General features: G+C 52.2%; 26 protein-coding genes and 1 tRNA gene. 13 read left to right on the top strand and 14 right to left on the bottom strand.

The genetic code is table 11. The annotated features are described in order from the left end of the window. Positions 1-128 precede the first annotated feature (128 nt). Positions 129-216, bottom strand: a tRNA-Ser gene (locus ACOTXR_RS03620). 232 nt (positions 217-448) lie between these two features. Between ACOTXR_RS03620 and ghrA the strand changes: the two genes are divergently transcribed. The 4 genes from ghrA (at position 449) to ACOTXR_RS03640 (ending at position 3,363) form a co-directional block, all read left to right on the top strand. Then, a complete protein-coding gene (gene ghrA, locus ACOTXR_RS03625; protein ID WP_058689772.1) occupies positions 449-1,387 on the top strand; it encodes a glyoxylate/hydroxypyruvate reductase GhrA in 939 nt (312 codons plus the stop codon). An 84-nt stretch (positions 1,388-1,471) separates the two neighbouring features. Continuing rightward, a complete protein-coding gene (locus ACOTXR_RS03630; protein WP_014883328.1) occupies positions 1,472-2,209 on the top strand; it encodes a phosphatase in 738 nt (245 codons plus the stop codon). Positions 2,210-2,229: 20 nt separating this feature from the next. Continuing rightward, entirely contained in the window at positions 2,230-2,784 is a 555-nt protein-coding gene (locus ACOTXR_RS03635; protein ID WP_023332670.1) for a TorD/DmsD family molecular chaperone, read from the top strand. Positions 2,785-2,880: 96 nt separating this feature from the next. Further along, positions 2,881-3,363, top strand: a complete 483-nt coding sequence (locus ACOTXR_RS03640; protein WP_072205272.1) for a DUF1097 domain-containing protein — start codon at positions 2,881-2,883, stop codon at positions 3,361-3,363. A gap of 43 nt (positions 3,364-3,406) precedes the next feature. Here ACOTXR_RS03640 and csgG read toward each other — a convergent pair whose 3' ends face one another. Genes csgG through csgD form a run of 4 tightly spaced genes read right to left on the bottom strand, consistent with a single transcriptional unit; the run spans position 3,407 to position 5,748 of the window. Next, the gene (csgG, locus tag ACOTXR_RS03645; protein WP_014883331.1) at positions 3,407-4,240 is read right to left on the bottom strand and encodes a curli production assembly/transport protein CsgG; all 834 of its coding nucleotides are present in this window, start codon (positions 4,238-4,240) and stop codon (positions 3,407-3,409) included. Between the two features lie 26 nt (positions 4,241-4,266). Further along, entirely contained in the window at positions 4,267-4,680 is a 414-nt protein-coding gene (gene csgF, locus ACOTXR_RS03650) for a curli production assembly/transport protein CsgF (protein WP_014883332.1), read from the bottom strand. Positions 4,681-4,703: 23 nt separating this feature from the next. Further along, positions 4,704-5,093, bottom strand: a complete 390-nt coding sequence (csgE, locus tag ACOTXR_RS03655) for a curli production assembly/transport protein CsgE (RefSeq protein ID WP_014883333.1) — start codon at positions 5,091-5,093, stop codon at positions 4,704-4,706. A 4-nt stretch (positions 5,094-5,097) separates the two neighbouring features. Continuing rightward, entirely contained in the window at positions 5,098-5,748 is a 651-nt protein-coding gene (csgD, locus tag ACOTXR_RS03660; protein ID WP_014883334.1) for a biofilm master transcriptional regulator CsgD, read from the bottom strand. A 759-nt stretch (positions 5,749-6,507) separates the two neighbouring features. Here csgD and csgB point away from each other — a divergent pair. The 5 genes from csgB to ymdB all read left to right on the top strand — a co-directional run bounded on the left by csgB (position 6,508) and on the right by ymdB (position 8,954). Continuing rightward, the gene (csgB, locus tag ACOTXR_RS03665; protein ID WP_014883335.1) at positions 6,508-6,963 is read left to right on the top strand and encodes a curli minor subunit CsgB; all 456 of its coding nucleotides are present in this window, start codon (positions 6,508-6,510) and stop codon (positions 6,961-6,963) included. A 41-nt stretch (positions 6,964-7,004) separates the two neighbouring features. Continuing rightward, the gene (csgA, locus tag ACOTXR_RS03670) at positions 7,005-7,457 is read left to right on the top strand and encodes a curli major subunit CsgA (protein WP_014883336.1); all 453 of its coding nucleotides are present in this window, start codon (positions 7,005-7,007) and stop codon (positions 7,455-7,457) included. A 60-nt stretch (positions 7,458-7,517) separates the two neighbouring features. Continuing rightward, on the top strand, positions 7,518-7,850 hold the full coding sequence (csgC, locus tag ACOTXR_RS03675; RefSeq protein WP_023337081.1) for a curli assembly chaperone CsgC: 333 nt from the start codon (positions 7,518-7,520) through the stop codon (positions 7,848-7,850). A gap of 159 nt (positions 7,851-8,009) precedes the next feature. Next, positions 8,010-8,330 (top strand): hypothetical protein, encoded by a 321-nt coding sequence (locus ACOTXR_RS03680; protein ID WP_014883338.1) that lies wholly within the window; start codon positions 8,010-8,012, stop codon positions 8,328-8,330. An 81-nt stretch (positions 8,331-8,411) separates the two neighbouring features. Then, positions 8,412-8,954 (top strand): O-acetyl-ADP-ribose deacetylase, encoded by a 543-nt coding sequence (gene ymdB, locus ACOTXR_RS03685; protein ID WP_058689770.1) that lies wholly within the window; start codon positions 8,412-8,414, stop codon positions 8,952-8,954. A 35-nt stretch (positions 8,955-8,989) separates the two neighbouring features. On the opposite strand, the gene mdoC is transcribed toward ymdB, so the two are convergent. Further along, positions 8,990-10,129 (bottom strand): glucans biosynthesis protein MdoC, encoded by a 1,140-nt coding sequence (gene mdoC, locus ACOTXR_RS03690; protein WP_023338243.1) that lies wholly within the window; start codon positions 10,127-10,129, stop codon positions 8,990-8,992. 254 nt (positions 10,130-10,383) lie between these two features. Between mdoC and mdoG the strand changes: the two genes are divergently transcribed. From mdoG to ACOTXR_RS03705, 3 genes are all read left to right on the top strand, one after another. Next, positions 10,384-11,937, top strand: a complete 1,554-nt coding sequence (gene mdoG, locus ACOTXR_RS03695; RefSeq protein WP_032628846.1) for a glucans biosynthesis protein MdoG — start codon at positions 10,384-10,386, stop codon at positions 11,935-11,937. Continuing rightward, positions 11,930-14,458 (top strand): glucans biosynthesis glucosyltransferase MdoH, encoded by a 2,529-nt coding sequence (gene mdoH / locus ACOTXR_RS03700; RefSeq protein ID WP_023338244.1) that lies wholly within the window; start codon positions 11,930-11,932, stop codon positions 14,456-14,458. The genes mdoG and mdoH overlap by 8 nt, the downstream gene beginning before the upstream one ends. Before the next feature lie 85 nt (positions 14,459-14,543). Beyond that, positions 14,544-14,771, top strand: a complete 228-nt coding sequence (locus ACOTXR_RS03705) for a YceK/YidQ family lipoprotein (protein ID WP_014883343.1) — start codon at positions 14,544-14,546, stop codon at positions 14,769-14,771. Positions 14,772-14,777: 6 nt separating this feature from the next. On the opposite strand, the gene ACOTXR_RS03710 is transcribed toward ACOTXR_RS03705, so the two are convergent. The 3 genes from ACOTXR_RS03710 to ACOTXR_RS03720 form a co-directional block, all read right to left on the bottom strand. Beyond that, a complete protein-coding gene (locus ACOTXR_RS03710) occupies positions 14,778-15,152 on the bottom strand; it encodes a MysB family protein (RefSeq protein WP_008500834.1) in 375 nt (124 codons plus the stop codon). A 97-nt stretch (positions 15,153-15,249) separates the two neighbouring features. Further along, positions 15,250-16,467 carry a multidrug efflux MFS transporter MdtG gene (gene mdtG / locus ACOTXR_RS03715; protein WP_058689769.1) on the bottom strand — a complete coding sequence of 406 codons (1,218 nt, stop codon included), beginning with the start codon at positions 16,465-16,467 and terminating at the stop codon, positions 15,250-15,252. 142 nt (positions 16,468-16,609) lie between these two features. Then, positions 16,610-17,536, bottom strand: coding sequence for a Kdo(2)-lipid IV(A) acyltransferase (locus ACOTXR_RS03720; protein WP_023332678.1), 927 nt, complete (start codon positions 17,534-17,536; stop codon positions 16,610-16,612). A 221-nt stretch (positions 17,537-17,757) separates the two neighbouring features. Here ACOTXR_RS03720 and ACOTXR_RS03725 point away from each other — a divergent pair, with 221 nt between their 5' ends. Further along, entirely contained in the window at positions 17,758-18,807 is a 1,050-nt protein-coding gene (locus tag ACOTXR_RS03725) for a rhodanese-related sulfurtransferase (RefSeq protein ID WP_421766993.1), read from the top strand. Between the two features lie 40 nt (positions 18,808-18,847). Here the strand turns inward: ACOTXR_RS03725 and ACOTXR_RS03730 are convergent, their stop codons facing one another. The 5 genes from ACOTXR_RS03730 to bssS form a co-directional block, all read right to left on the bottom strand. Continuing rightward, positions 18,848-19,426 carry a YceI family protein gene (locus ACOTXR_RS03730; protein WP_058689767.1) on the bottom strand — a complete coding sequence of 193 codons (579 nt, stop codon included), beginning with the start codon at positions 19,424-19,426 and terminating at the stop codon, positions 18,848-18,850. Position 19,427: 1 nt separating this feature from the next. Continuing rightward, on the bottom strand, positions 19,428-19,994 hold the full coding sequence (locus ACOTXR_RS03735; protein ID WP_045135501.1) for a cytochrome b: 567 nt from the start codon (positions 19,992-19,994) through the stop codon (positions 19,428-19,430). A 218-nt stretch (positions 19,995-20,212) separates the two neighbouring features. After that, positions 20,213-20,326 (bottom strand): YceO family protein, encoded by a 114-nt coding sequence (locus ACOTXR_RS03740; protein ID WP_014883349.1) that lies wholly within the window; start codon positions 20,324-20,326, stop codon positions 20,213-20,215. 59 nt (positions 20,327-20,385) lie between these two features. Continuing rightward, positions 20,386-21,504 (bottom strand): N-methyl-L-tryptophan oxidase, encoded by a 1,119-nt coding sequence (gene solA / locus ACOTXR_RS03745; RefSeq protein ID WP_058689766.1) that lies wholly within the window; start codon positions 21,502-21,504, stop codon positions 20,386-20,388. Positions 21,505-21,620: 116 nt separating this feature from the next. Further along, positions 21,621-21,875, bottom strand: a complete 255-nt coding sequence (gene bssS, locus ACOTXR_RS03750) for a biofilm formation regulator BssS (protein WP_008500827.1) — start codon at positions 21,873-21,875, stop codon at positions 21,621-21,623. Positions 21,876-22,040: the final 165 nt, after the last annotated feature.

Raw genomic sequence — 22,040 nt, forward strand, 5'->3', positions numbered from 1 at the left:
TCGCTGCGCTCTCAGTCTGTCCAACTGGCTACGCCAGTTGTCGAACCCCGGTCGGGGATTCTCATCCCCCCACTGGAGAATATAAAAGAAAAAAGCCCGTACTTTCGTACGAGCTTTCATCTTGAATATGGCGGTGAGGGGGGGATTCGAACCCCCGATACGTTGCCGTATACACACTTTCCAGGCGTGCTCCTTCAGCCACTCGGACACCTCACCATATTGTCATCCCGTTGTTGCCGGGACGGGCGCTAATGTAAGGAAAAGCCGAACTGCCGTCAACTCACTTTTTCAGTAATTTAGCGTGTTTAGACAAACTTCAGGCAACCTGATTCCGAAATGTGCGAAAAGCGCCTTTTTTATCAGCAATAACATAGCGCCATAAATTTGTTATGCTGACAATCCATTTGAAAATGAAAACAAAACAGCGCGAAAAAAGGCAGGAATGACTATGGATATACTCTTCTATCACCCCACTTTTGATACGGCTTATTGGATTAAAGCACTGTCGGCAGCACTGCCGGGCGCGCGCGTTCGTGAGTGGAAGCGGGGCGATAACGAACATGCTGACTATGCGCTGGTCTGGCATCCACCCGTTGAGATGCTTCAGGGCCGTAAACTGAAGGCCGTGTTTGCGCTTGGCGCTGGCGTGGATTCCATTCTGAGCAAACTGAAGGCACACCCGGAGATGCTGCCGGAAGATATCCCCCTGTTCCGCCTGGAAGATACCGGTATGGGCCAGCAAATGCAGGAATATGCCGTCAGCCAGGTCCTGCACTGGTTCCGCCGCTTTGATGATTATCAGGCCTTTAAGCAGGAATCCCACTGGGAGCCGCTGCCGGAATATCAACGTGAAGACTTTACCATCGGTATCCTCGGGGCGGGCGTGCTGGGCTCAAAGGTGGCTGAAGCCCTTGCCCCGTGGGGCTTCCCGTTACGCTGCTGGAGCCGTAGCCGTAAAGCGTATCCGGGCGTTGAGAGTTTTGCCGGAACGGATGAACTCCCGGCATTTCTGAAAGGCACACGCGTGCTGATCAACCTGCTGCCGAATACGGCGGAAACGGTGGGGATTATCAACGAAGCCTTGCTCAATCAGCTGGCCGATCGGAGCTACCTGATGAACCTTGCGCGCGGGGTGCATCTGGTGGAGCCGGATCTGCTGAAGGCGCTGGATAGCGGAAAGCTTAAAGGTGCCATGCTGGATGTTTACAGCCGTGAGCCGCTGCCTGAAGAAAGCCCTCTATGGCGACACCCTCGCGTGGCAATGACCCCGCATGTCGCCGCCGTGACGCGACCGGCTGAGGCGGTGGCTTATATCTCGCATACTATCGGTGAAATAGAGAAGGGGAACGCGGTTACCGGTCAGGTCGACCGACAGCGCGGCTACTGAGAGAAACCCAGCGTTGGCCGGGTTTTTGCTAATATTCGCCGCTGATAACTGCTATCCTTTGGAAAAACCGCAGAGGAGAGAAAGATGTATCCCGTTGACCTGCATATGCACACCGTCGCCAGCACCCACGCGTATAGCAACCTCCATGATTATATCGCCCAGGCAAAGCTAAAAGGTATTAAGCTCTTTGCGATAACCGATCACGGCCCGGATATGGCGGATGCGCCGCACTACTGGCATTTTGTGAATATGCGGATCTGGCCACGTCTGGTGGATGGCATTGGGATACTGCGCGGCATTGAGGCGAACATCAAAAACACCGACGGTGAAATCGACTGCACCGGCCCGATGCTGACCTCCTTAGATCTGATCCTTGCCGGTTTCCATGAGCCGGTTTTCCCGCCGCAGGATAAAGAGACCAATACCGCGGCGATGATTGCCACCATTGCCAGCGGCAATGTGCATATCATCAGCCATCCGGGTAATCCTAAATATCCTATTGATATTCAGGCCGTGGCGCAGGCCGCCGCGAAACACCGTGTGGCGCTGGAGATTAACAACTCCTCGTTCGTGCACTCGCGTAAAGGCAGTGAAGCCAACTGTCGCGAAGTGGCAGCCGCCGTGCGTGATGCCGGAGGGATGGTGGCGCTGGGCTCTGATTCGCACACGGCCTTCACGCTGGGGGATTTTGGCGAGTGCATGAAAGTGCTGCAGGACGTCAATTTCCCGGAAGCACAGATCCTGAACGTCACGCCGCGCCGTATGCTCGACTTCCTTGAGTCGCGCGGCATGACGCCCGTTGATGAATTTGCCGACCTTTAATTGAATAACGGAATAACACAATGAATGAATTCTCCATCCTTTGCCGCGTGCTGGGCTCCCTGTATTATCGCCAGCCGCAGGACCCGCTGTTGGTTCCGCTGTTTACGCTCATTCGCGAGGGTAAGCTGGCGCAGAACTGGCCGCTGGAACAGGATGAGTTACTGGAACGTCTGCAGAAAAGCTGTGATATGCAGCAGATCTCAACGGACTACAACGCATTGTTCGTGGGGGAAGAGTGCCGCGTTTCGCCTTACCGTTCTGCCTGGCAGGAAGGGGCGACCGAAGCTGAAGTGCGGGCATTCCTCTCTGAGCGCGGTATGCCGCTGAGCGATACGCCAGCCGATCATATTGGTACTCTGCTGCTGGCGGCCTCCTGGATCGAAGACAACGCGGGTGATGATGAAAATGAAGCCATCGAAATCCTCTTCGAGACGTATCTGCTGCCGTGGGTTGGAACCTTCCTGGGGAAAGTTGAAGCCCACGCCACCTCTCCGTTCTGGAGAACGCTGGCTCCGCTGACGCGCGACGCCATCGCAGCAATGTGGGATGAGCTGGAAGAAGAGAGCGAAGAGTGATTTAAATCACAAAAATTCTGCAACGATACATTTCAACTTGCACGTAATGTGCTTCTGATCTCATTTCCATGGTGCGCATCTGCTAAGATGCGCACCATGAACATATTACTTTGTATTGCAATCACGACGGGCATTCTCTCCGGTCTCTGGGGATGGGTGGCGGTGTCTCTCGGTTTATTAAGCTGGGCTGGCTTCCTCGGCTGCACGGCCTATTTCGCCTGCCCGCAGGGAGGGCTGAAAGGGCTCTTTATCTCCGGTTGCACGCTGATGAGCGGCGTTATATGGGCGCTGGTTATCATGAAAGGCAGCGCGCTGGCGCCGCATCTGGAGATCCTGGGCTACGTCATGACGGGGGTCGTTGCCTTCCTGATGTGTATTCAGGCGAAGCATCTGCTGCTGTCGTTTGTACCGGGCACCTTTATGGGGGCGTGCGCGACCTTTGCCGGACAAGGGGAGTGGAAGCTGGTCGTCCCTTCACTGGCGCTGGGGTTGCTGTTTGGCTATGCCATGAAGAACAGCGGTCTCTGGCTGGCGGCGCGACGGGAAAAAACGCAAAACATCACCGCGGTGAGTGAATAAAAAAAGGCGAGATAATCATCTCGCCTTTTTTATGCGCTTCCTGTCAGGATTCCGGAGGCACGGACATATCACGGTATTTCACCAGGATCGGGTTCTGCACGTCTGATTTGTTTTGCAGATCCCACAGCCCGCGATCGATACCATCGTTAATCAGGAAGATCACGCCGGTTTCAATGGCTGACATCAGACACATCATGACCGGTTCATTCGAGGTATAACCAATTTCACCTTCCAGTAAACGCTGGTAGTCGATGAAGCGGAATACCCCCGCCTGGACTTCATAAGACAATATCGTTTTGCTGGTGTTTACCGAGGAGAGCACTTCACCGGTACTGACGTTGACGACACGCAGGTTAACGGCAATTTGGTCGAGCTGATACTGGGTATCCGCGCCAATCCCAAAGTAACGTGCTCCCACACCACCCGATTTAACGTTGCTCTCATATCCGATAATCGAGCCTTCGATCATGACGTTTGCCGCAGCCAGAGACTGCAGAGGCATTCGGTTATTGTCCGCGACGGTGCCATTCTCCTGTGCCGCACGAATAATTTTTCGTTCATTTAACAGGTTCTGTAGCCCCTGGCGTTCCAGCGGTATAAACCAGTGCGAATCCTTGAGTGCGGTAACCAGCATGGCGGTGGCGCTTTGCGGCACTGCCGTGGAGAAGTTACTGGCCGGGTAGGGCTTAAATTGCCCTGTTTCATCCTGAATGTTGTATACCGAGACAAATATTTTGCCCGTTGGAGAAGGCAAATGGGTTAAATCACGATAACTCTGAGCCCGAGGCATTAATGTTGGTTTTGCAGCTTCTTTAGGCGGAGCAGTTAAACAACCGCTCAATAAGCACACTGCAACAAATATCAGGAAGCGCTGCATGATCGTTGTCCTTATTTAGCTATTGTTTAAAAGTCAGTTGAATTGCTTTGTAGGCCAGAAACCTCAATGGTGGAGGTTTTTCCGGTTTTACGATCGGTTACGTTCAACTGAAGTTGTCCGTCTCTGTTGGCGATATCGACAATAAAATCGTTGGTCACCATTCGGCCGGGCTTGCCGGTGTTAATGTTTGTCAGCAATCCCCCTAAAATTTGCGACTGGATAGCCTGGGTGAAGTTATCCAGTGCGGAAGGGGTATCAACGGTAAAGTCCTTATAACTGGGATCTTTATAGGAGTTTTGCGCCTGAGCTTCATTCAGCAGGAACGCACCGTTGTTAGGGTTACCGCCAAAGTTGGGGTTACGGAACTGGAACGTCATATTTCCGCCCCAGCAAAGAGGGGTAATAAGCATTATCGAAACAACTGCATATGCAATACGCATGACAGCCTCCGCATATCGGTTCGCTAGAACTCATCTTTTGCTAAATCGCTGGTGCTTAATAGCGCTTTGTCTATTTGCAGGCGATTAATAGCATCTTCAGTTTGAGCCAGTGCTAAGGCCACGTTTTTATCGAAGTCTGTTTTCGAGGGGAATAAAAACGTTTGATAAATAACGTCCTGATTAGCCGTGATGGTTATCCAGCTTCCCCAACGTGCACTGGGCCGCTCGTTGATTGTTAAATTACCCGTGTAGGTACTGTCCCATTTATCACTGAAGGCCCGGTAAAAACTGTGCCCGATCGATGAGACTGTGTGGTCAGTTAACAATCCGGGAACTTCGACCTCGACGGCCTGCAGGTTCCCTGCAGCGAGCAAGAAACTCGCTGCGGCGATCCAACTCAACGTGCGCTTCATGTGATTAACGCCTGAGGTTATCGTTTGCCCATGAAACAGCCTGAGTTCGATTTTTAACAGCTATCTTCTTGAAAAGATTATAAAGGTGCGTCTTTACCGTATTTTCGCTGATAAATAACGAACGGGCGATTTCAATATTTGAAGCACCAATGCGTAGTTTGTTCAGGATCTCTTTTTCACGGTGCGTGAGCAGCGCGGATTCCGAACTGTTATAGCGGTAGTTACCGGAGTGCGTGATGAGGTAGCTGGCCAGCTTTTGCGAGAAATAACACTCTCCGCGCAATATGCCCTGCAGACCCTCTACCACCCGGCCTTCTTCTTCAGTGACGTAGAACACGCCATTGATATGCGGCCAGCTTTCAATATCTCTGAAAGGGTATTCATCAGGAGTGTTCAATAATAACACGCGGATATTATTGTTTTTCCTGCTTAAGTTATCTTGCCAGTAATGGATAAGCTTCTTATCAGCTTCCATCATATCAAACAGAATGATGCTGCCAGGCGCAATATCATCAAAAGAACGTTGAATATTATGCAATTTCCCGTTCAATGATAAAGATTGCTTTAAATGTTGTAATAAAGCTGTCGCTTGCAGAGAAGGTTTTGTGATCAACAGTAATGTATGACCATGTAAACTATGGACTTCATTATACATGATGAAACCCCACTTATTTTTGGCACCTGACAGCTGCCCTCCTGAAAAGAGGAAGGCACCAGAAGTACTGACAGATGTTGCACTGCTGTGTGTAGAATCAGAACATAACCTCCACAGGGAGGTAAATATAAAACCAATTTCGTACAGCTAATTTCAATCTAGCTTTTACGAAGTTTAAAGCAAGTGTTAATAATGTAACAAGATGTAAAAATCAATATTAATTTGTGAATATTGGCTGTTTTGAATGTTGTTATTTGATATGAAAGTTGTACATATAAATAGGCGTGCACAGATTTTAAAAATCATACAAATTTTATTAACTGGTTGATTTTATGTCTTAATTTTTATTTTGGGGACGTTAAGCTTTGGTATGAGTAACTGATACTTTCTAAGCCATTATGTTCTCCTCTCTCTGGCTTAAGAAAACACGTCCTGTGTCACGTGATGAACAAAATGCCATCCTGCCGTTACGCTTAAACAACAACGCGGAGGGAAGCGTGGGCAGGCTTGTCGTCGTTGTACGAGACAACGCGCATAAATATTCTATAAAAAATTAAACCAGCCTGTGTAATGTGTATTTTTTCTGCAAATTACGACTTTGTGGTGACCTGATAAATAAAAATAAGCCACGCGGGTGAGATATTTAAAATGTTTCAGCGGACATACTCTTCACCGTAACGACGCGTTAACAAAAAAACGAGTCGTTTAACACGAAATACGAACAGGGTGTTTTCAGGTAGCCGGGTCCAGGGTGACAACATGAAAAACACATCGTTATTTTTGATGTTTACATTACTGGGTGTGCCTGGATTTGTAACCGCGGCTAATACTGATTTGGCGAATGCTGAATATAATTTTGCGGTTAATGAATTAAGTCGTTCATCATTAAATCAGGCAGCCATTATTGGTCAACAGGGCGTATTTAATGACGCTCAGATTCGCCAGGAAGGGTCGAAACTCTTGTCAGTCGTTTCCCAGGATGGTGCAGGCAACAGAGCGAGAGTTGATCAATCAGGGACTTACAATATTGCCTGGATCGATCAGAGCGGTAACGGGAACGATGCAGGTATTACGCAAGATGGATATGGTAATAGTGCAAAAATTATCCAGAAAGGGTCGGGTAATAGAGCAAATATTACGCAGTACGGTACGCAGAAAACCGCAGTTGTTGTGCAGAAACAGTCGCAGATGGCAATTCGCGTTATTCAACGCTAGTTATTTCGCGACGACTTTAATCAATCCGATGGGGGTTTACCATGAAATTTATCAAAGTGGCAGCACTTGCAGCAATCGTAGTTTCTGGTAGTGCTATGGCTGGTATGATTAACCAGGGCGGATGGGGTCATGGACATGGTCATGGCGGATACGGTGGCCCAAATTCAACCCTGAATATTTACCAGAATGGTGGCGGTAACTCCGCGCTGGCCCTGCAGACTGATGCCAGAAATTCAGTTCTGAATATTAGCCAGACCGGTGGCGGTAACGGCGCTGACGTTGGCCAGGGGTCTGACGACAGTAGCATTAACCTGACCCAGAACGGATTTGGCAACAGTGCGACACTTGATCAGTGGAACAGTAAAGATTCCGTGATGAATGTCAGCCAGTACGGTGGCCTTAACGGCGCACTGGTAGACCAGACGGCGTCTAACTCCACCGTCAACGTTACCCAGATTGGCTTTGGTAACCACGCGACAGCTCATCAGTACTGATACTGACATCTGTGCTACAAAAAACAGGGCTGATGCCCTGTTTTTTTTCGGGAGTTAATTATGAATACCTTAATTCTCCTCGCCGCGCTGTCGAGCCAGATAACCTTTCAAACCTCACAGCAGGGCAATATGACCACCATTATTCCGCAGGTCACGTTGACGGAATCGTGTGATTGTCAGGTCCAGATTGTCTCTTTGCGCGAAGGGCAGAGTGGACAAAGTTCATCCCGCCAGCAAAACACACTTTTTATCCCCGCTAATCAGGCGATTGATTTAATGCGCTTGAGTTTAAATATCTCAGCGGGAGACACGGTAACGATCGTGGTAACCGTCACTGATGGAAAAGCACTTCATTTATCACAACAGTGGTCGCCTGGAGGGCGCGCGCTCTAATCATTCATAATATCAATATGTTGCGAAGGTGGCGGGTCTGTGCCGTTGAGCTATGCTGTTATCAGGAACTGTGTCGTAATGTTCCGTAACGTGACACTTCGTTAACATAATGAAGCGCGTTTGCCCCTCATGGACGATTTTCATTGAGGAGTACCTATCGTGACCCACAATTTTGCACATCTTATTTCAGGTTTGGGCCTGCTCGTTTCTGCCTTTATCGTTCCTGCGCATTCGGCCACTTTTGCGGAAGGGGGCGTCATTCACTTTCGCGGTGCAATCGTTGCTGACCCGTGTGAAGTTACGCAGCAACATCGGCAGCTGGCGGTATCGTGCCCGGATAAAAACCGAATGCAAACCCGTATGGTCAGTTACGACGATGCGCTGAACGGCATGACGACACCTTCCAGCCTGGCGACAGTGGATATGAAATACCTTAATCCTGAAAAAACGCTCGCAGTGGTTCAGATCCAGTACCGCTAATTCGTGTTTTACCGCCGATCGTTTTTCTCAATAACCCCTCTGCGATACACTTAAAAAAAAGGCGGGTAGCAGAGGGCTTTTATGAAACCGCAAATTGAATTGATTCATGGCGATATTACGAGCCAGCATGTCGATGTCATCGTCAATGCGGCCAATCCTTCCCTGATGGGGGGAGGCGGGGTTGACGGTGCTATTCACCGCGCTGCCGGACCGCAGCTGCTGGAAGCCTGTAAAATCGTGCGTCAGCAACAGGGCGAATGCCCGCCGGGCCATGCGGTGATTACGCTTGCGGGCAACCTTCCGGCCAAAGCGGTGATTCACGCCGTTGGCCCAGTATGGCAGGGCGGCGACCACCATGAAGCGAGTCTGCTGGAAGAGGCATACCGAAACTGTCTACGGCTTGCCGCCGACAACGGCTACAAAACGATGGCATTTCCGGCAATTAGTACCGGCGTGTATGGTTACCCTAAGGAGGCAGCGGCGACCATCGCGGTAGAAACCGTTTACCGCTACCTGTCGCTAAAACCGCTGCCAGAGAAGGTGACCTTTGTCTGTTTTGATGAAGACACCCTGCATCTGTATCAGCGGTTGTTGGCGCAGCGCAGACAGGCGCTGGAGAGTTGAAACAAACGTGGCGCACCGTCAGTGCGCCACGCTGCTCAGGCGGTTTTCGTCTGGGGTTTGCCTGAAAACAGGAAACGCAGGAGAGGGATCCGCAGATGGATCTCGTAGAGCACAATCGCCACGCCCACCACAAACACCAGTCCGGTAAAGAAGCCCAGCGTGTTAGAGGCGATATGCGGCGTGATGTAAGCCCCGAAGAACAGCGTCAACGGGTGATGCACCAGATAGATAAACAGTGAAGCATTGACGAAGTAGGTCACGCGGCTGGACTTAAAGTTCAGCAAGCGGTGGCCGAGTGCGAACACCACATTCACCATCCACAAGCCCAGCAGCATAGTGATCACGCTTTCCGTTTCATACATCCAGGCGTCGCCGCTACCGTAGCGCTGGTTCAGCAGATAGGCCGCAAACGCGAAGGCGGCACCCACTGCGCACCACGGTGACGGTGTGGTAAACAAGGCTTTAAGCTTCGGATAAATAAACGCCAGTGCGCCAATTAAAAAGAACGGAATGTAGAACAGCGACTGCATCACCACAAAATTAAACAACCCGTCGCTCAGTATCGGTGGGTAGACGATAAACAGAGTGCGTCTCACGGCGGCATAAGCAACGCCAAGCAGCAAAAAGAGCACCGACAGTTTGCCCAGCGTGACGTTGGCGAAGAAGGCGTCAGCGGTCGTGCTTAAATGACGGCGCAGACGGCTAAAGATCACCAGGCTGACCGTGGTCAGTACCACCAGTACCAGCAGGAACCAGAGGTGAGACACCAGTTCCCAGACCAGCGTATTGTACTTTTCATACAGCGTAAGCTTCGGCCAGTTCTCTGCTTTGCCTTTAACATACTGCAGCATAATGAACTGCGGCAGCGTCAGCAGCGGGATGGCGGTCAACATAGGAATACCCACGCGCTCTACGCGGACTTTCCACCAGCGCTTCAGCGGATAGCGTAAAAAAAGCATGTAGGAGAAATAGCCTGAAATGACAAAAAACACCTGCATACGGAAGGCGTGTATAAAGTCATTAAACAGCGTGAGCCACCAGGAGGGCATCTGGCTATTAACATGCCACGTGTGGCTGGAGTAAATCAGTGAAATGTGAAAGGGGATCCCCAATAGCATCAGCCATGCCCGGATCGAGTCGAGGAAATATTCACGTTCTGTTGGTGATGTGCTCATATAACTTTGTGCATTCTCAGACTTTTCGTCTTATCCCTAAGACTCATAATGGTTACATTCGACGCCAACCCTACACCAAGACCGACACACTGTCTCCAGGATAAGCACGCAAAGTGAATCGCGGGTTCTTTCATTTGCTTAATCCATGAGCCAGTAGCTGAACAAAGCAGTGATTATGTTGTCGGATTGCCTGAGTTTCCATTAAAATGGATCGGATCGATATAAGCACACAAAGGGGGAAGTGCTTACTTATTATGAAACATAAACCACAGATGATGAAAATGCGTTGGGTGGGTGCTGCAGTCGTGTTATCACTGTATACCTCATCGGCACTGGCCTTTAACATCGACGATGTCGCAAAACAGGCAAAATCGATGGCAGGCAAGAGCTACGAAGCGCCTAAAAGTAACTTGCCCTCCGTTTTCCGCGACATGAAGTATGCGGACTATCAGCAGATCCAGTTCAATCACGATAAAGCGTACTGGAACAACATTAAAACCCCGTTCAAGCTTGAATTTTATCATCAGGGTATGTACTTCGACACGCCTGTTGCCATCAATGAAGTGACGGCGACCGCGGTACGTAAGATCAAGTACAGCCCGGATTACTTCAATTTTGGCAATGTGCAACACGACAAAGATACGGTGAAAGACCTGGGCTTCGCAGGCTTCAAGGTGCTTTACCCGATTAACAGCAAAGATAAAAACGACGAAATCGTCAGCATGCTTGGCGCCAGCTACTTCCGCGTGATTGGCGCGGGGCAGGTGTACGGGCTTTCTGCGCGTGGTCTGGCCATTGATACCGCGCTGCCATCAGGTGAAGAGTTTCCGCGTTTCCGCGAGTTCTGGATTGAACGTCCAAAACCAACGGACAAACGTCTGACTATTTATGCGCTGCTGGACTCCCCGCGCGCAACCGGTGCCTATCGCTTTGTGATTATGCCGGGTCGTGACACGGTCGTTGACGTGCAGTCTAAAGTCTATCTGCGTGACAAAGTGGGCAAACTGGGCGTTGCGCCGCTGACCAGTATGTTCCTGTTTGGGCCAAACCAGCCGTCGCCGGCAACCAACTTCCGCCCGGAACTGCATGACTCCAATGGTCTGTCTATTCATGCCGGTAACGGTGAGTGGATCTGGCGTCCGCTGAATAATCCGAAACATCTGGCAGTAAGCAGCTTTGCGATGGAAAACCCGCAGGGCTTTGGCCTGCTGCAGCGTGGCCGTCAGTTCTCTCGCTTCGAAGATTTGGACGATCGTTATGACCTGCGTCCAAGCGCCTGGGTTACGCCGAAAGGCGACTGGGGTAAAGGCAAGGTAGAGCTGGTTGAAATTCCAACCAACGACGAAACCAACGATAACATCGTCGCTTACTGGACACCGGATCAACTGCCGGAAGCCGGTAAAGAGATGAACTTCAAGTACACCATTACCTTCAGCCGCGACGAAGATAAGCTGCATGCGCCGGATAACGCGTATGTGATGCAGACTCGCCGCTCAACGGGTGATGTGAAGCAGTCTAACCTTATCCGTCAGCCTGACGGTACCGTGGCGTTTGTCGTGGACTTCACAGGCCAGGATATGAAGAAACTGTCTCCGGATACGGCGGTGTCGGCTCAGGCCAGCATTGGTGATAACGGTGAAATCGTTGAAAACACGGTGCGTTACAATCCGGTAACCAAAGGCTGGCGTCTGACCCTGCGCGTGAAAGTGAAAGATCCGAAACAGACCACTGAAATGCGTGCTGCGCTGGTCAGTGACGATCAGCCGCTGAGTGAAACCTGGAGCTATCAGCTACCTGCCAATGAATAATACATCTGAATATATTGATGCCATGCCGCTGACGGATATCGAAAAAGCGGCGCTGCCTAAGAGCGACATCCGCGCGGTTCACACCGCGCTGGATGGTGAACATCGTCAGTTTTCCCGTGATGATGATACGCCGCTGGGGTCAGTAAAAGCGCGTCTGGAGCAGGCATGGCCAGACTCGCTGGCAGAAGGGCAGTTGATTAAAGACGACGAAGGACGCGATCAGCTTCAGGCGATGCCGAAGGCGACGCGTTCCTCTATGTTCCCCGATCCATGGCGCACCAACCCGGTTGGCCGCTTCTGGGATCGCCTGCGTGGGCGTGATGTGACGCCGCGCTATCTGTCACGCCTGACGAAAGAAGAGCAGGCCTCTGAGCAGAAATGGCGTACCGTGGGGACTATTCGCCGTTACATCCTGCTGCTTCTGACGCTGGCACAAACGGTTGTCGCGACCTGGTACATGAAAACCATTCTGCCTTACCAGGGCTGGGCGTTTATTAACCCAACGGACATGATGGGCCAGGATCTCTGGGTCTCCTTCATGCAGCTACTGCCTTATATCCTGCAAAGCGGCATCCTCCTGCTGTTTGCGGTTCTGTTCTGCTGGGTTTCGGCAGGTTTCTGGACCGCGCTAATGGGCTTCCTGCAATTGCTGATGGGGCGGGACAAATACAGCATTTCAGCGTCAACGGTCGGGGATGAACCCCTCAATCCTGAGCACCGTACCGCGCTGATCATGCCTATTTGTAACGAAGACGTTGACCGCGTATTTGCGGGCCTGCGTGCGACCTGGGAGTCCGTCAAGGCGACCGGCAACGCGGCGCATTTCGACGTCTATATTCTGAGCGACAGTTACAACCCGGATATCTGCGTTGCAGAACAAAAAGCGTGGATGGAGCTGATTGCAGAAGTGCAGGGCGAAGGCCAGATCTTCTACCGTCGTCGTCGCCGTCGTGTGAAGCGTAAAAGCGGTAACATCGATGACTTCTGCCGTCGCTGGGGTAACCAGTACAGCTACATGGTGGTGCTGGATGCGGACTCCGTCATGAGCGGTGACTGCCTGAGCGGTCTGGTGCGTCTGATGGAAGCCAACCCGAACGCGGGGATCATTCAGTCTTCGCCAAAAGCGTCCGGTATGGACACGCTTTATGCGCGCTGCCAGCAGTTTGCCACCCGTGTTTACGGGCCGCTGTTTACTGCCGGTCTGCACTTCTGGCAGTTGGGTGAATCGCACTACTGGGGTCACAACGCCATTATTCGCGTGAAGCCGTTCATTGAACACTGTGCGCTGGCGCCGCTGCCAGGTGAGGGTTCGTTTGCCGGTTCTATTCTGTCGCATGACTTCGTGGAAGCTGCGCTGATGCGTCGTGCGGGCTGGGGCGTCTGGATTGCCTACGACCTCCCGGGATCGTACGAAGAGCTGCCGCCGAACCTGCTGGATGAGCTCAAGCGTGACCGCCGCTGGTGTCACGGCAACCTGATGAACTTCCGCCTGTTCCTTGTCAAAGGGATGCACCCGGTTCACCGCGCGGTGTTCCTGACGGGCGTGATGTCTTATCTCTCTGCACCGCTGTGGTTCATGTTCCTTGCGCTCTCTACTGCATTGCAGGTCGTCCATGCTTTGACGGAGCCGCAATACTTCCTGCAACCGCGCCAGCTGTTCCCGGTGTGGCCGCAGTGGCGTCCGGAGCTGGCAATTGCGCTGTTTGCGTCTACCATGGTGCTGCTGTTCCTGCCTAAGCTGCTCAGTATCATCCTGATCTGGTGCAAAGGTTCGAAAGAGTACGGCGGTTTCTTCCGCGTGACCCTTTCACTGCTGCTGGAAGTGCTGTTCTCCGTGCTGCTGGCACCGGTGCGTATGCTGTTCCACACCGTGTTTGTGGTCAGTGCGTTCCTGGGCTGGGAAGTGGTCTGGAACTCACCGCAGCGTGATGACGACTCCACGCCGTGGGGCGAAGCCTTCATGCGTCACGGTTCTCAGCTGCTGCTGGGGCTGGTGTGGGCGGCGGGCATGGCCTGGCTGGATCTGCGCTTCCTGTTCTGGCTGGCGCCGATTGTCTTCTCGCTGATCCTGTCGCCGTTCGTCTCTGTGATCTCCAGCCGTTCAACGGTGGGACTGCGGACTAAACGCTGGAAACTGTTCCTGATCCCGGAAGAGTACTCCCCGCCGAAGGTGCTGGTGGATACCGATACCTATCTGGAGCAGAACCGCAATCGCACGCTGGATGATGGCTTTATGCACGCCGTGTTTAACCCGTCATTTAACGCCCTGGCAACAGCCATGGCGACGGCGCGTCACCGTGCAAGTCATGTGCTGGAGATTGCCCGCGATCGTCACGTTGAGCAGGCGCTTAACGAGACGCCGGAAAAACTCAACCGCGACCGTCGTCTGGTGCTGCTGAGCGATCCGGTCACGATGGCAAGGCTTCACTATCGCGTATGGTCCGCTCCGGAAAAGTATTCTTCGTGGGTGAACTACTACAAAGATGTGAAGCTGAATCCGCTTGCACTGAAGGCGAAGTAAGTTGTTAACCAGGGCGGGTAAGCGTAGCGCCACCCGCCAGATAAAAATACCGGCTTAATCGCCGGTATTTTTTTAGAGGTAACTTATGAGAATAATCATCGTCGTCCTGATGGCATGCCTGCTCAGCGGCTGCGGCAGCATCATCAGCCGCACTATTCCAGGGCAGGGCCATGGGAATCAGTATTACCCGGGTGTGAAATGGGATGTGCGTGATTCCGCGTGGCGCTACCTGACCGTGCTTGATCTGCCGTTTTCGCTGATTTTCGACACGCTGTTGCTGCCCATCGATGCCAGCCACGGCCCGTACGAGTAGCGTAAATCAACGCTCGTCCCACTCATCGGCTGCGGTTTGACCTTCTTCCGTATCCAGCGGGGGTTCGAGCTGAAATTCGCCCTCATCCCACTCGTGCAGGGTGTTCTCTTCCAGCCACTCCTGCCGTAACTCGATTTCGTCATAATCACCATCAAAGACGGCCTGCGCGCCTTCACCGCTCAGGACCGGCAAACATTCCCCTTCTTCACCTTCATCAGCAAAGAATTCGGCCTGCCACATAATATCCCCGTCCTGCAGAACGTATTTTTGGATATTAAGTTGTTGCACGTCAGCATCTTCTTCCTCAACACCGGGATTGTCGGCGAGGAACTCTTCGCGAGCGGCATCAATAGCTTCTTCCAGCGTGGCGTACATGGTCATTGGTTTCTCCCTGTTTTCCAGAAGGTTTCAGGGAAAGAATAGCTGAAGATCGGATTCTGCAAGTATGAATGCGAAAATAAGCCGTCAGGCTTTCGCCTTATTCTGTCGTGGGGCGTAACGCGCGGGATAAACTCAACCACGAATACATCGCGTTGAACAACACCACGCCCGCCGTCACGATAAAGACGGCGCGAAAACCAAAGCTGGCGGATATAGCTGCACCGAGAAGCGGTCCGGTCACGTTACCAATATCGCGAAATGACTGGTTATAGCTAAAAATACGCCCCGCAATCTGGTTCGTGGAGTTGTAAACCAGCAGGGTCTGTACGGCGGGCAGTAACGCCCCGTCGGCGGCGCCCAGTAAAAAGCGCAGAACCCCCAGTTGCCACGGAGAGTGCACCATCGACATGGGGACAAGCAGCAGGACGGAGATCACCAGCGCGCAGATCAGAATTTTTTCCGGGCCTACCCGATCCCCCAGCTTGCCCAGCCTCGGGGCGCTAAGCAGCGCCGCCACGCCGGGCACGGAGGCAATGAGCCCGCTGATAAAGGCGATGTTACTGACATCACCCGCCAGGTCACGCACGTAGAGCGTCAGAATTGGCGCAATCGAGCCGGTAGCGACCTGAATAATCATTGTCGTGACGAACAGGCTCAGCACCAGTCTGGGATTCTTAAGCGAGGTCAGCACGTCTCTGGCATGGAGCATCTCTTTTTTGGCGACAGGCGTGAAGTTCTCACGGATACAGAGCAGAGTGACGATAAAGCACAGGAACAGCACGCTGGCGGTGATGAAAAAGACCGGGCGCAGGCCGTAATTATCCGCCAGCAGTCCTCCGGCCAGTGGCCCTAGCAAGGCGCCACTTACGCCACCGGTGGAGAGCGTCCCAAGCGCCCAGCCGCTCTTATGGCGCGGAATTTGCGTGGCAATCAGGGCATTCGCATTGGGAATAAATCCGCCCAGTAAACCCAGCAATGCCCGCAATACCAGGAACTGCCAGACGTTTTGCGCGACCCCCATCAGCGCCATGATGATGGCCATCCCCAGCGCAGAACGTAGGAGCATAATTTTTCGGCCCTTGCGATCGGCAAGGCCACCCCAGAAGGGTGAGGCAATCGCGGAGAAGAGAAACGTAATGCTGAAGACCAGTCCAGACCACATATTGAGCGCGCTGTGGCCCGTCACGCCCAGTTGTTCGACGTAGAGCGGCAGGAAAGGCATAACCAGGCTGAACGCCGCACCGGTAAGAAAACAGCCAAGCCACGCAACCGTGAGGTTACGTTTCCAGTTTATGGGGGCATCTGAGGGTGACATAACATTCCGCATAATGAGGTGCTGAGCACCTGAGGCATAAAGTAATAAGCCTGCTAATTATGCGCCTGGGTTATGATTGCCGCAATGCGGAAGCGCTTTTAAAGCTAAAACAGGAGGCGGCCCGAATGGGGCCGCATGAGGATCAATAGCGGGACGGTGTGCCCTGTGGTCGCGTTTTAAAGCGGCGATGCAGCCACATATACTGCTCTGGGGCCAGCATGATGCACTTCTCTACAACGCTGTTCATCCAGCGCGCGGTGGTTTCTGCATCGTCTAACGGCGGCGCGAGCTCCGGTTCGAGCATCATCAGCTCGTAGCCTGAGCCATCCGGCATACGGCGGGGAACAAAGGGGACGATGGCGGCTTTGGACATCCGTGCCAGCATCCAGGTGCCGGTGGTGGTGGCCGCCTCTTCAACGGCGAAGAACGGCACAAATACGCTCGACTGCGGGCCGTAGTCGTGGTCGGGAGCATACCAGACCACTTCACCGGATTTAAGGGCGCGGATCATGCCCTTCAGATCCTTACGGTCGATCATGCTTTTATTGGAGCGCATGCGGCCGTTGGTCTGAATGAGATCGATAACCGGGTTGTCGTTTGGACGATAAACACCGATGCCGGGCGCCTGCATGCCAAACATCCGCGCCCCGATCTCCAGCGTCAGAAAATGAACCCCGATTAGCAGAACGCCGGTCTGGTTAGCCTGAAGCGTATGCACGGGCTCCATGCCGGTTCCCGTCACTTTGCTCCAGCGCGCCATGCGCTTATCTGACCAGAACCACGCCATACCGGTTTCCATGAGCCCCATACCGACGGATTCGAAATTCTTCGTGACCATATCGTGGCGCTCTGCCTCGCTCATCTGCGGGAAGCACAGCTCAAGATTTCGGTACGCGATGCGCGCCCGACGCTTCATGAACGTTAGCGCGATTCGGCCTAACGATTTACCTAACCGGAAGATAACAGGGTAGGGAAGCTGTACCAGTAGCCATAAAAAGCCAATGCCAAGCCAGGTCATCCAATAGCGAGGGTGCAAAAGGGCGACGGTAAATTTGGGTAACTGGGTCATGTCTTTCCTGTGTTCAAACGTCCTGTTTCGCTATTGTCGCATTTTTTGAGACGTTGCCAAAATATCTGCCAACAAAACCTGTACGACGAGAGCAATTGTTAAACCTGATTAATCAGGGTGTGTGAAATGTAGCGTAAATTGTGTGGATGTAAATTGGTTTTGTTTGCTATATGATGCCGACCGATTTTTCATTCTCTCTAACGATTCCAGGACTGTACACCATGCCAGTGTTACACAACCGCGTGTCGAATGAGATGTTAAGAGCGCGTATGTTGGCTGAAACCGAACCGCGCACAACCATCTCTTTCTATAAATACTTCACGATCGACGATCCGCAGGCGACCCGCGATGCACTTTACCAGGCCTTCACGGCGCTGAACGTTTTCGGGCGCGTCTACCTTGCCCGCGAAGGCATCAACGCGCAGATTAGCGTACCGGAAAGCAAAGTCAGCGCCTTCCGCGACGTTCTTGATCGCTTCGACCCCGCTCTCGACGGCTTACGCCTGAACATTGCCCTGGACGATGACGGGAAATCCTTCTGGGTGCTGCGCATGAAGGTGCGTGAACGCATTGTGGCGGACGGTATTGACGATCCTGAATTTAACCCGGCGAACGTCGGTGAATATCTGAAGGCCGCGGAAGTGAATGCGATGCTGGACGATCCGGATGCCGTGTTCATTGATATGCGTAACCACTATGAATACGAAGTGGGGCATTTCGAGAACGCGATGGAAATCCCGGCCGATACCTTCCGCGAGCAACTGCCCAAGGCGGTTGAGATGATGCAGGAACATAAAGATAAAAAAATCGTTATGTACTGCACCGGCGGTATCCGCTGTGAGAAAGCCAGCGCGTGGATGAAGCACAACGGCTTTAATAAGGTCTGGCACATTGAAGGCGGCATTATCGAGTACGCCCGCCGCGCGCGCGAGCAGGGTTTACCGGTGCGTTTTATCGGGAAAAACTTTGTCTTTGACGAGCGTATGGGTGAGCGTATTTCGGAAGACGTTATTGCCCAGTGCCACCAGTGCGGTGCGCCGTGCGATACCCATACCAACTGTAAAAACGACGGTTGCCATCTACTGTTCATCCAGTGCCCTGCCTGTGCCGAGAAGTTTAACGGTTGCTGCAGTGAACTGTGCAGTGAAGAGAGTATTCTGCCGGAAGAAGAGCAGCGTCGGCGTCGTGCGGGACGAGAAAACGGCAATAAGATTTTTAATAAATCACGCGGCCGTCTGAATACCAAACTGGGTATTCCCGACCCGGAATGATAATAACGCCCGGCAGGCGAGATCCTGCCGGGCGAATCTATTATGACTTCTGCTGCACACCTTCAACAGAAATAACCAGCTCAACATCCTGAGACGCCGGACCCAAATCCGTTGTGATATTAAAATCTTTCAGGTGAATTTTTCCTGCCGCTTCAAAACCTGCGCGTTTACCCCCCCACGGATCGTCACCCTGGCCGATCAATTTTGCATCCAGAGTCACGGGTTTCGTAACGCCATTCAGGGTAAGATTACCGGTAATATTCAACTTATCACCGTCTTTTTTCACGTCCGTAGAGGTGAAAGTCGCTTTCGGGAATTTAGTGACGTTCAGAAACTCTGCGCTGCGCAGGTGTTTATCGCGCTCAGCATGATTGGTGTCAACGCTGTTCGTATTAATGGCCACATTGACTTTATCCGCCGCAGGATTTTTCTCGTCAAAGGTGAATGTGCCGTCAAAATCTTTAAAGGTACCGTACAGCCAGCTGTATCCCAGATGCTGAATACGGAAATTGACGAACGCGTGCTGGCCCTCTTTATCAATTTTATAATCCGCCGCCACGGCGGAACCGGTGGTGAATAACAGAGAGCCCAGTGCGATACCCAGCAGGTGTTTTTTCATTTTATACTCCAGAGTCAATTGACGAGCGGCCAAGCATGCGCTTGAGCGTATCGTCTTTATCAATAAAGTGGTGTTTAAGGGCGGCAAGCCCGTGCAGCACGGACAGGATCACCACGCTCCAGGCAAGCCAGAGGTGGACCACCCCCGCCGTGTCGGCCTGAACCCCAGCATCACTGAGCGTTGCTGGCACCTCGAACAGACCAAAAACGCTGATCGGCTTGCCGTCTGCCGTCGAAATGAGATAGCCGCTGATCAGAATGGCGAAGAGCAGCGCATAAAGCGCAATATGCGCGGCGACAGCACTGAAACGGGTCAATTTACTGTGGGTCTTCGGTGCTGCAGGTGGCGGGGAGATATGTCGCCATATCACGCGGAAAATCAGCCCCAGCATCAGCAAAACGCCGATGCTTTTATGCAACTCCGGCGCCTGGTGATACCAGCCGTCGTAATAGCTGAGCGTGACCATCCAGAGTCCAAGTCCGAACATGCCATAGACGGCAATGGCAAATATCCAGTGCAAACTTATGGATATTATTCCGTAGCGTCGGGAGGAGTTACGCAATTGCATCAGAATGTCCATTTTCAAATTAACCGAAACGTAAAAATGAACGGGAAGGCAAGATATTGCAACTGAAATAAGAGTATATGGATTTTTATTTTATTTATTTCAGCAATTTTGAAAAGGAACCGCAAAGGTAATTCAAAGGCTTCGTGCAAGGCGGAATAAGCAGGGGGAAAGAGATTAAATAAACATAAAGTAACGTCAATAAATGTCAGTCAACGCTTTCAATAAAATACAATGTAAATAAAATCAACGATCGCAAGCAGCGCCCACAGTAAGATATAGAGCATAAAATGTTCGCGAATATTATTGACGAGAAAACTCACGATCCTGCGCATAATGCCCCATGATTCACCGTAAAGAAAACGGGCCCCGAACTGTCCGGAGCCCATAGCGATTATCCGTTAAAACGCGCGAGTGAGAAGGGCGTCAGATCAAACTGGGGTGTGATACCCTGAGCAAATTGCGCGGCGATTTCACCCAGCACGGAAGCGAACTTAAATCCGTGTCCGCTCAGCCCGGTAATGAGCAGGGTGTTGTCATGTCCTGGCAGCGTATCAATGATAAAGTCTTCATCCGGCGTGTTGTCGTAGGTGCAGGCCGCGCCGTAGAGCAGGCCACCCACGCCCGGGAGAATATTGCGCAGGAACGAGAAGGCTTCTGAACCATCCTGCGGAAAAGCACCAAACGGTTTACGCTCGTCAGGTGAGGAGATAACTTGCCCCCCGTTGTGTTTTCCAATCTTGAGCGCGTCTTTTTCGGAAGGGAAACCGTAGAACTGATCGCCATTGGGCAATTCGCCGGTGAACGCCGGGAATTTATTCTGGGCACTGTAGCGACCATCCGACTGGAACCACGAAAAGACCTTACGCACGGGCTGGATCGGCAGGTCTGGCAGCAGGTGGGTGACCCAGGTTCCTGCGCTGATAAGCAAACGAGACGCCGAATATTCACCGTCCAGAGTCGTTACCGTCACGCCATCTGCGTTATGCGTGATGGCCTCCACCGGACAGTTGAACAGTTGCGCACAGCCCGCTTTGGCGGCAAGGTCGATCCAGGTTTTGATGGCGGTTTCACAGTGCAACACCCCGGAGTTGGCTTCAAAGAGGCCAATATAATCGTCCGGGACGGTAATTTCTGGCCAGCGCGCGGTGATAGCCGGCGCGTCCAGCTTCTCAACCTCCAGATTAAAAGCCTTTGCGCTGCGTTCCACATTAGCCAGAAATTCCGAACGGGCCGGGCCAAGATTGATGACGCCCGTACGTTCGAAAATGCGCTCTTCAGTCTCTTTAGCCAGCGCGTCCCACAGCGTCTGGGCACGAAGCACCAGCGGAACATAGCGCTCCCCCTCGCCATAGGCATGGCGAATGAGACGCGTGTCGCCGTGGTGGCTACCTTCGCTATGGGGCGGCAGGTGAGAGTCAATCATCAGGACATTGAGTCCTGCCTGTGTCGCGTAATACCCGGCGGCCGATCCTACGGAGCCACTGCCAATAATGATTAGGTCATATCTCATATGCATCTCGTCACGTACGTTTTTTTTAGCAGAGTAATTAACAAAGCGGGTGCAAACAAGCGGGAAATAAATAAGGCACCGCGTGGGTGCCTGTTGAAAGAAAAGTGAGCATTCGGTTAGTGCCGTTTATACTCATTTTCCTGATAGTCGCCAGATTCTATTTTTGCAATTCCTGCCTCTAAAATAGAAATAAACTGACGGGCGACGTCTGTCGTAAGCCACAGCGTCTGTCCAACTTCCGCTTCTTCACGGTTCAGCTGATTTGGGGTCTGGTAGTGCAAACGCAGCATCAGTGCATCGTAGCTGTCTACGGTACTGATATCCCAGCCAACGAGTGGGTGGGTCTGGATGACTTCGCTATTCTTTTCCATTATAACCCCCATAATGCGTGTTAGAAGACAACGACTTCGAGGTTCAATGCATGTTTTTCTGAAAGCAACTTCAGTATACAAGTAATAAGGGTTCCTAAGGGAAAAATAAACAGCTAGCAACACATTTTTCTGCTTTTTAGGATTGTTCGAGCAATAAAACACCAT

Source organism: Enterobacter cloacae complex sp. IR53030 (assembly GCF_049238365.1).
GTDB classification, from domain to species: Bacteria; Pseudomonadota; Gammaproteobacteria; order Enterobacterales; family Enterobacteriaceae; genus Enterobacter; species Enterobacter kobei.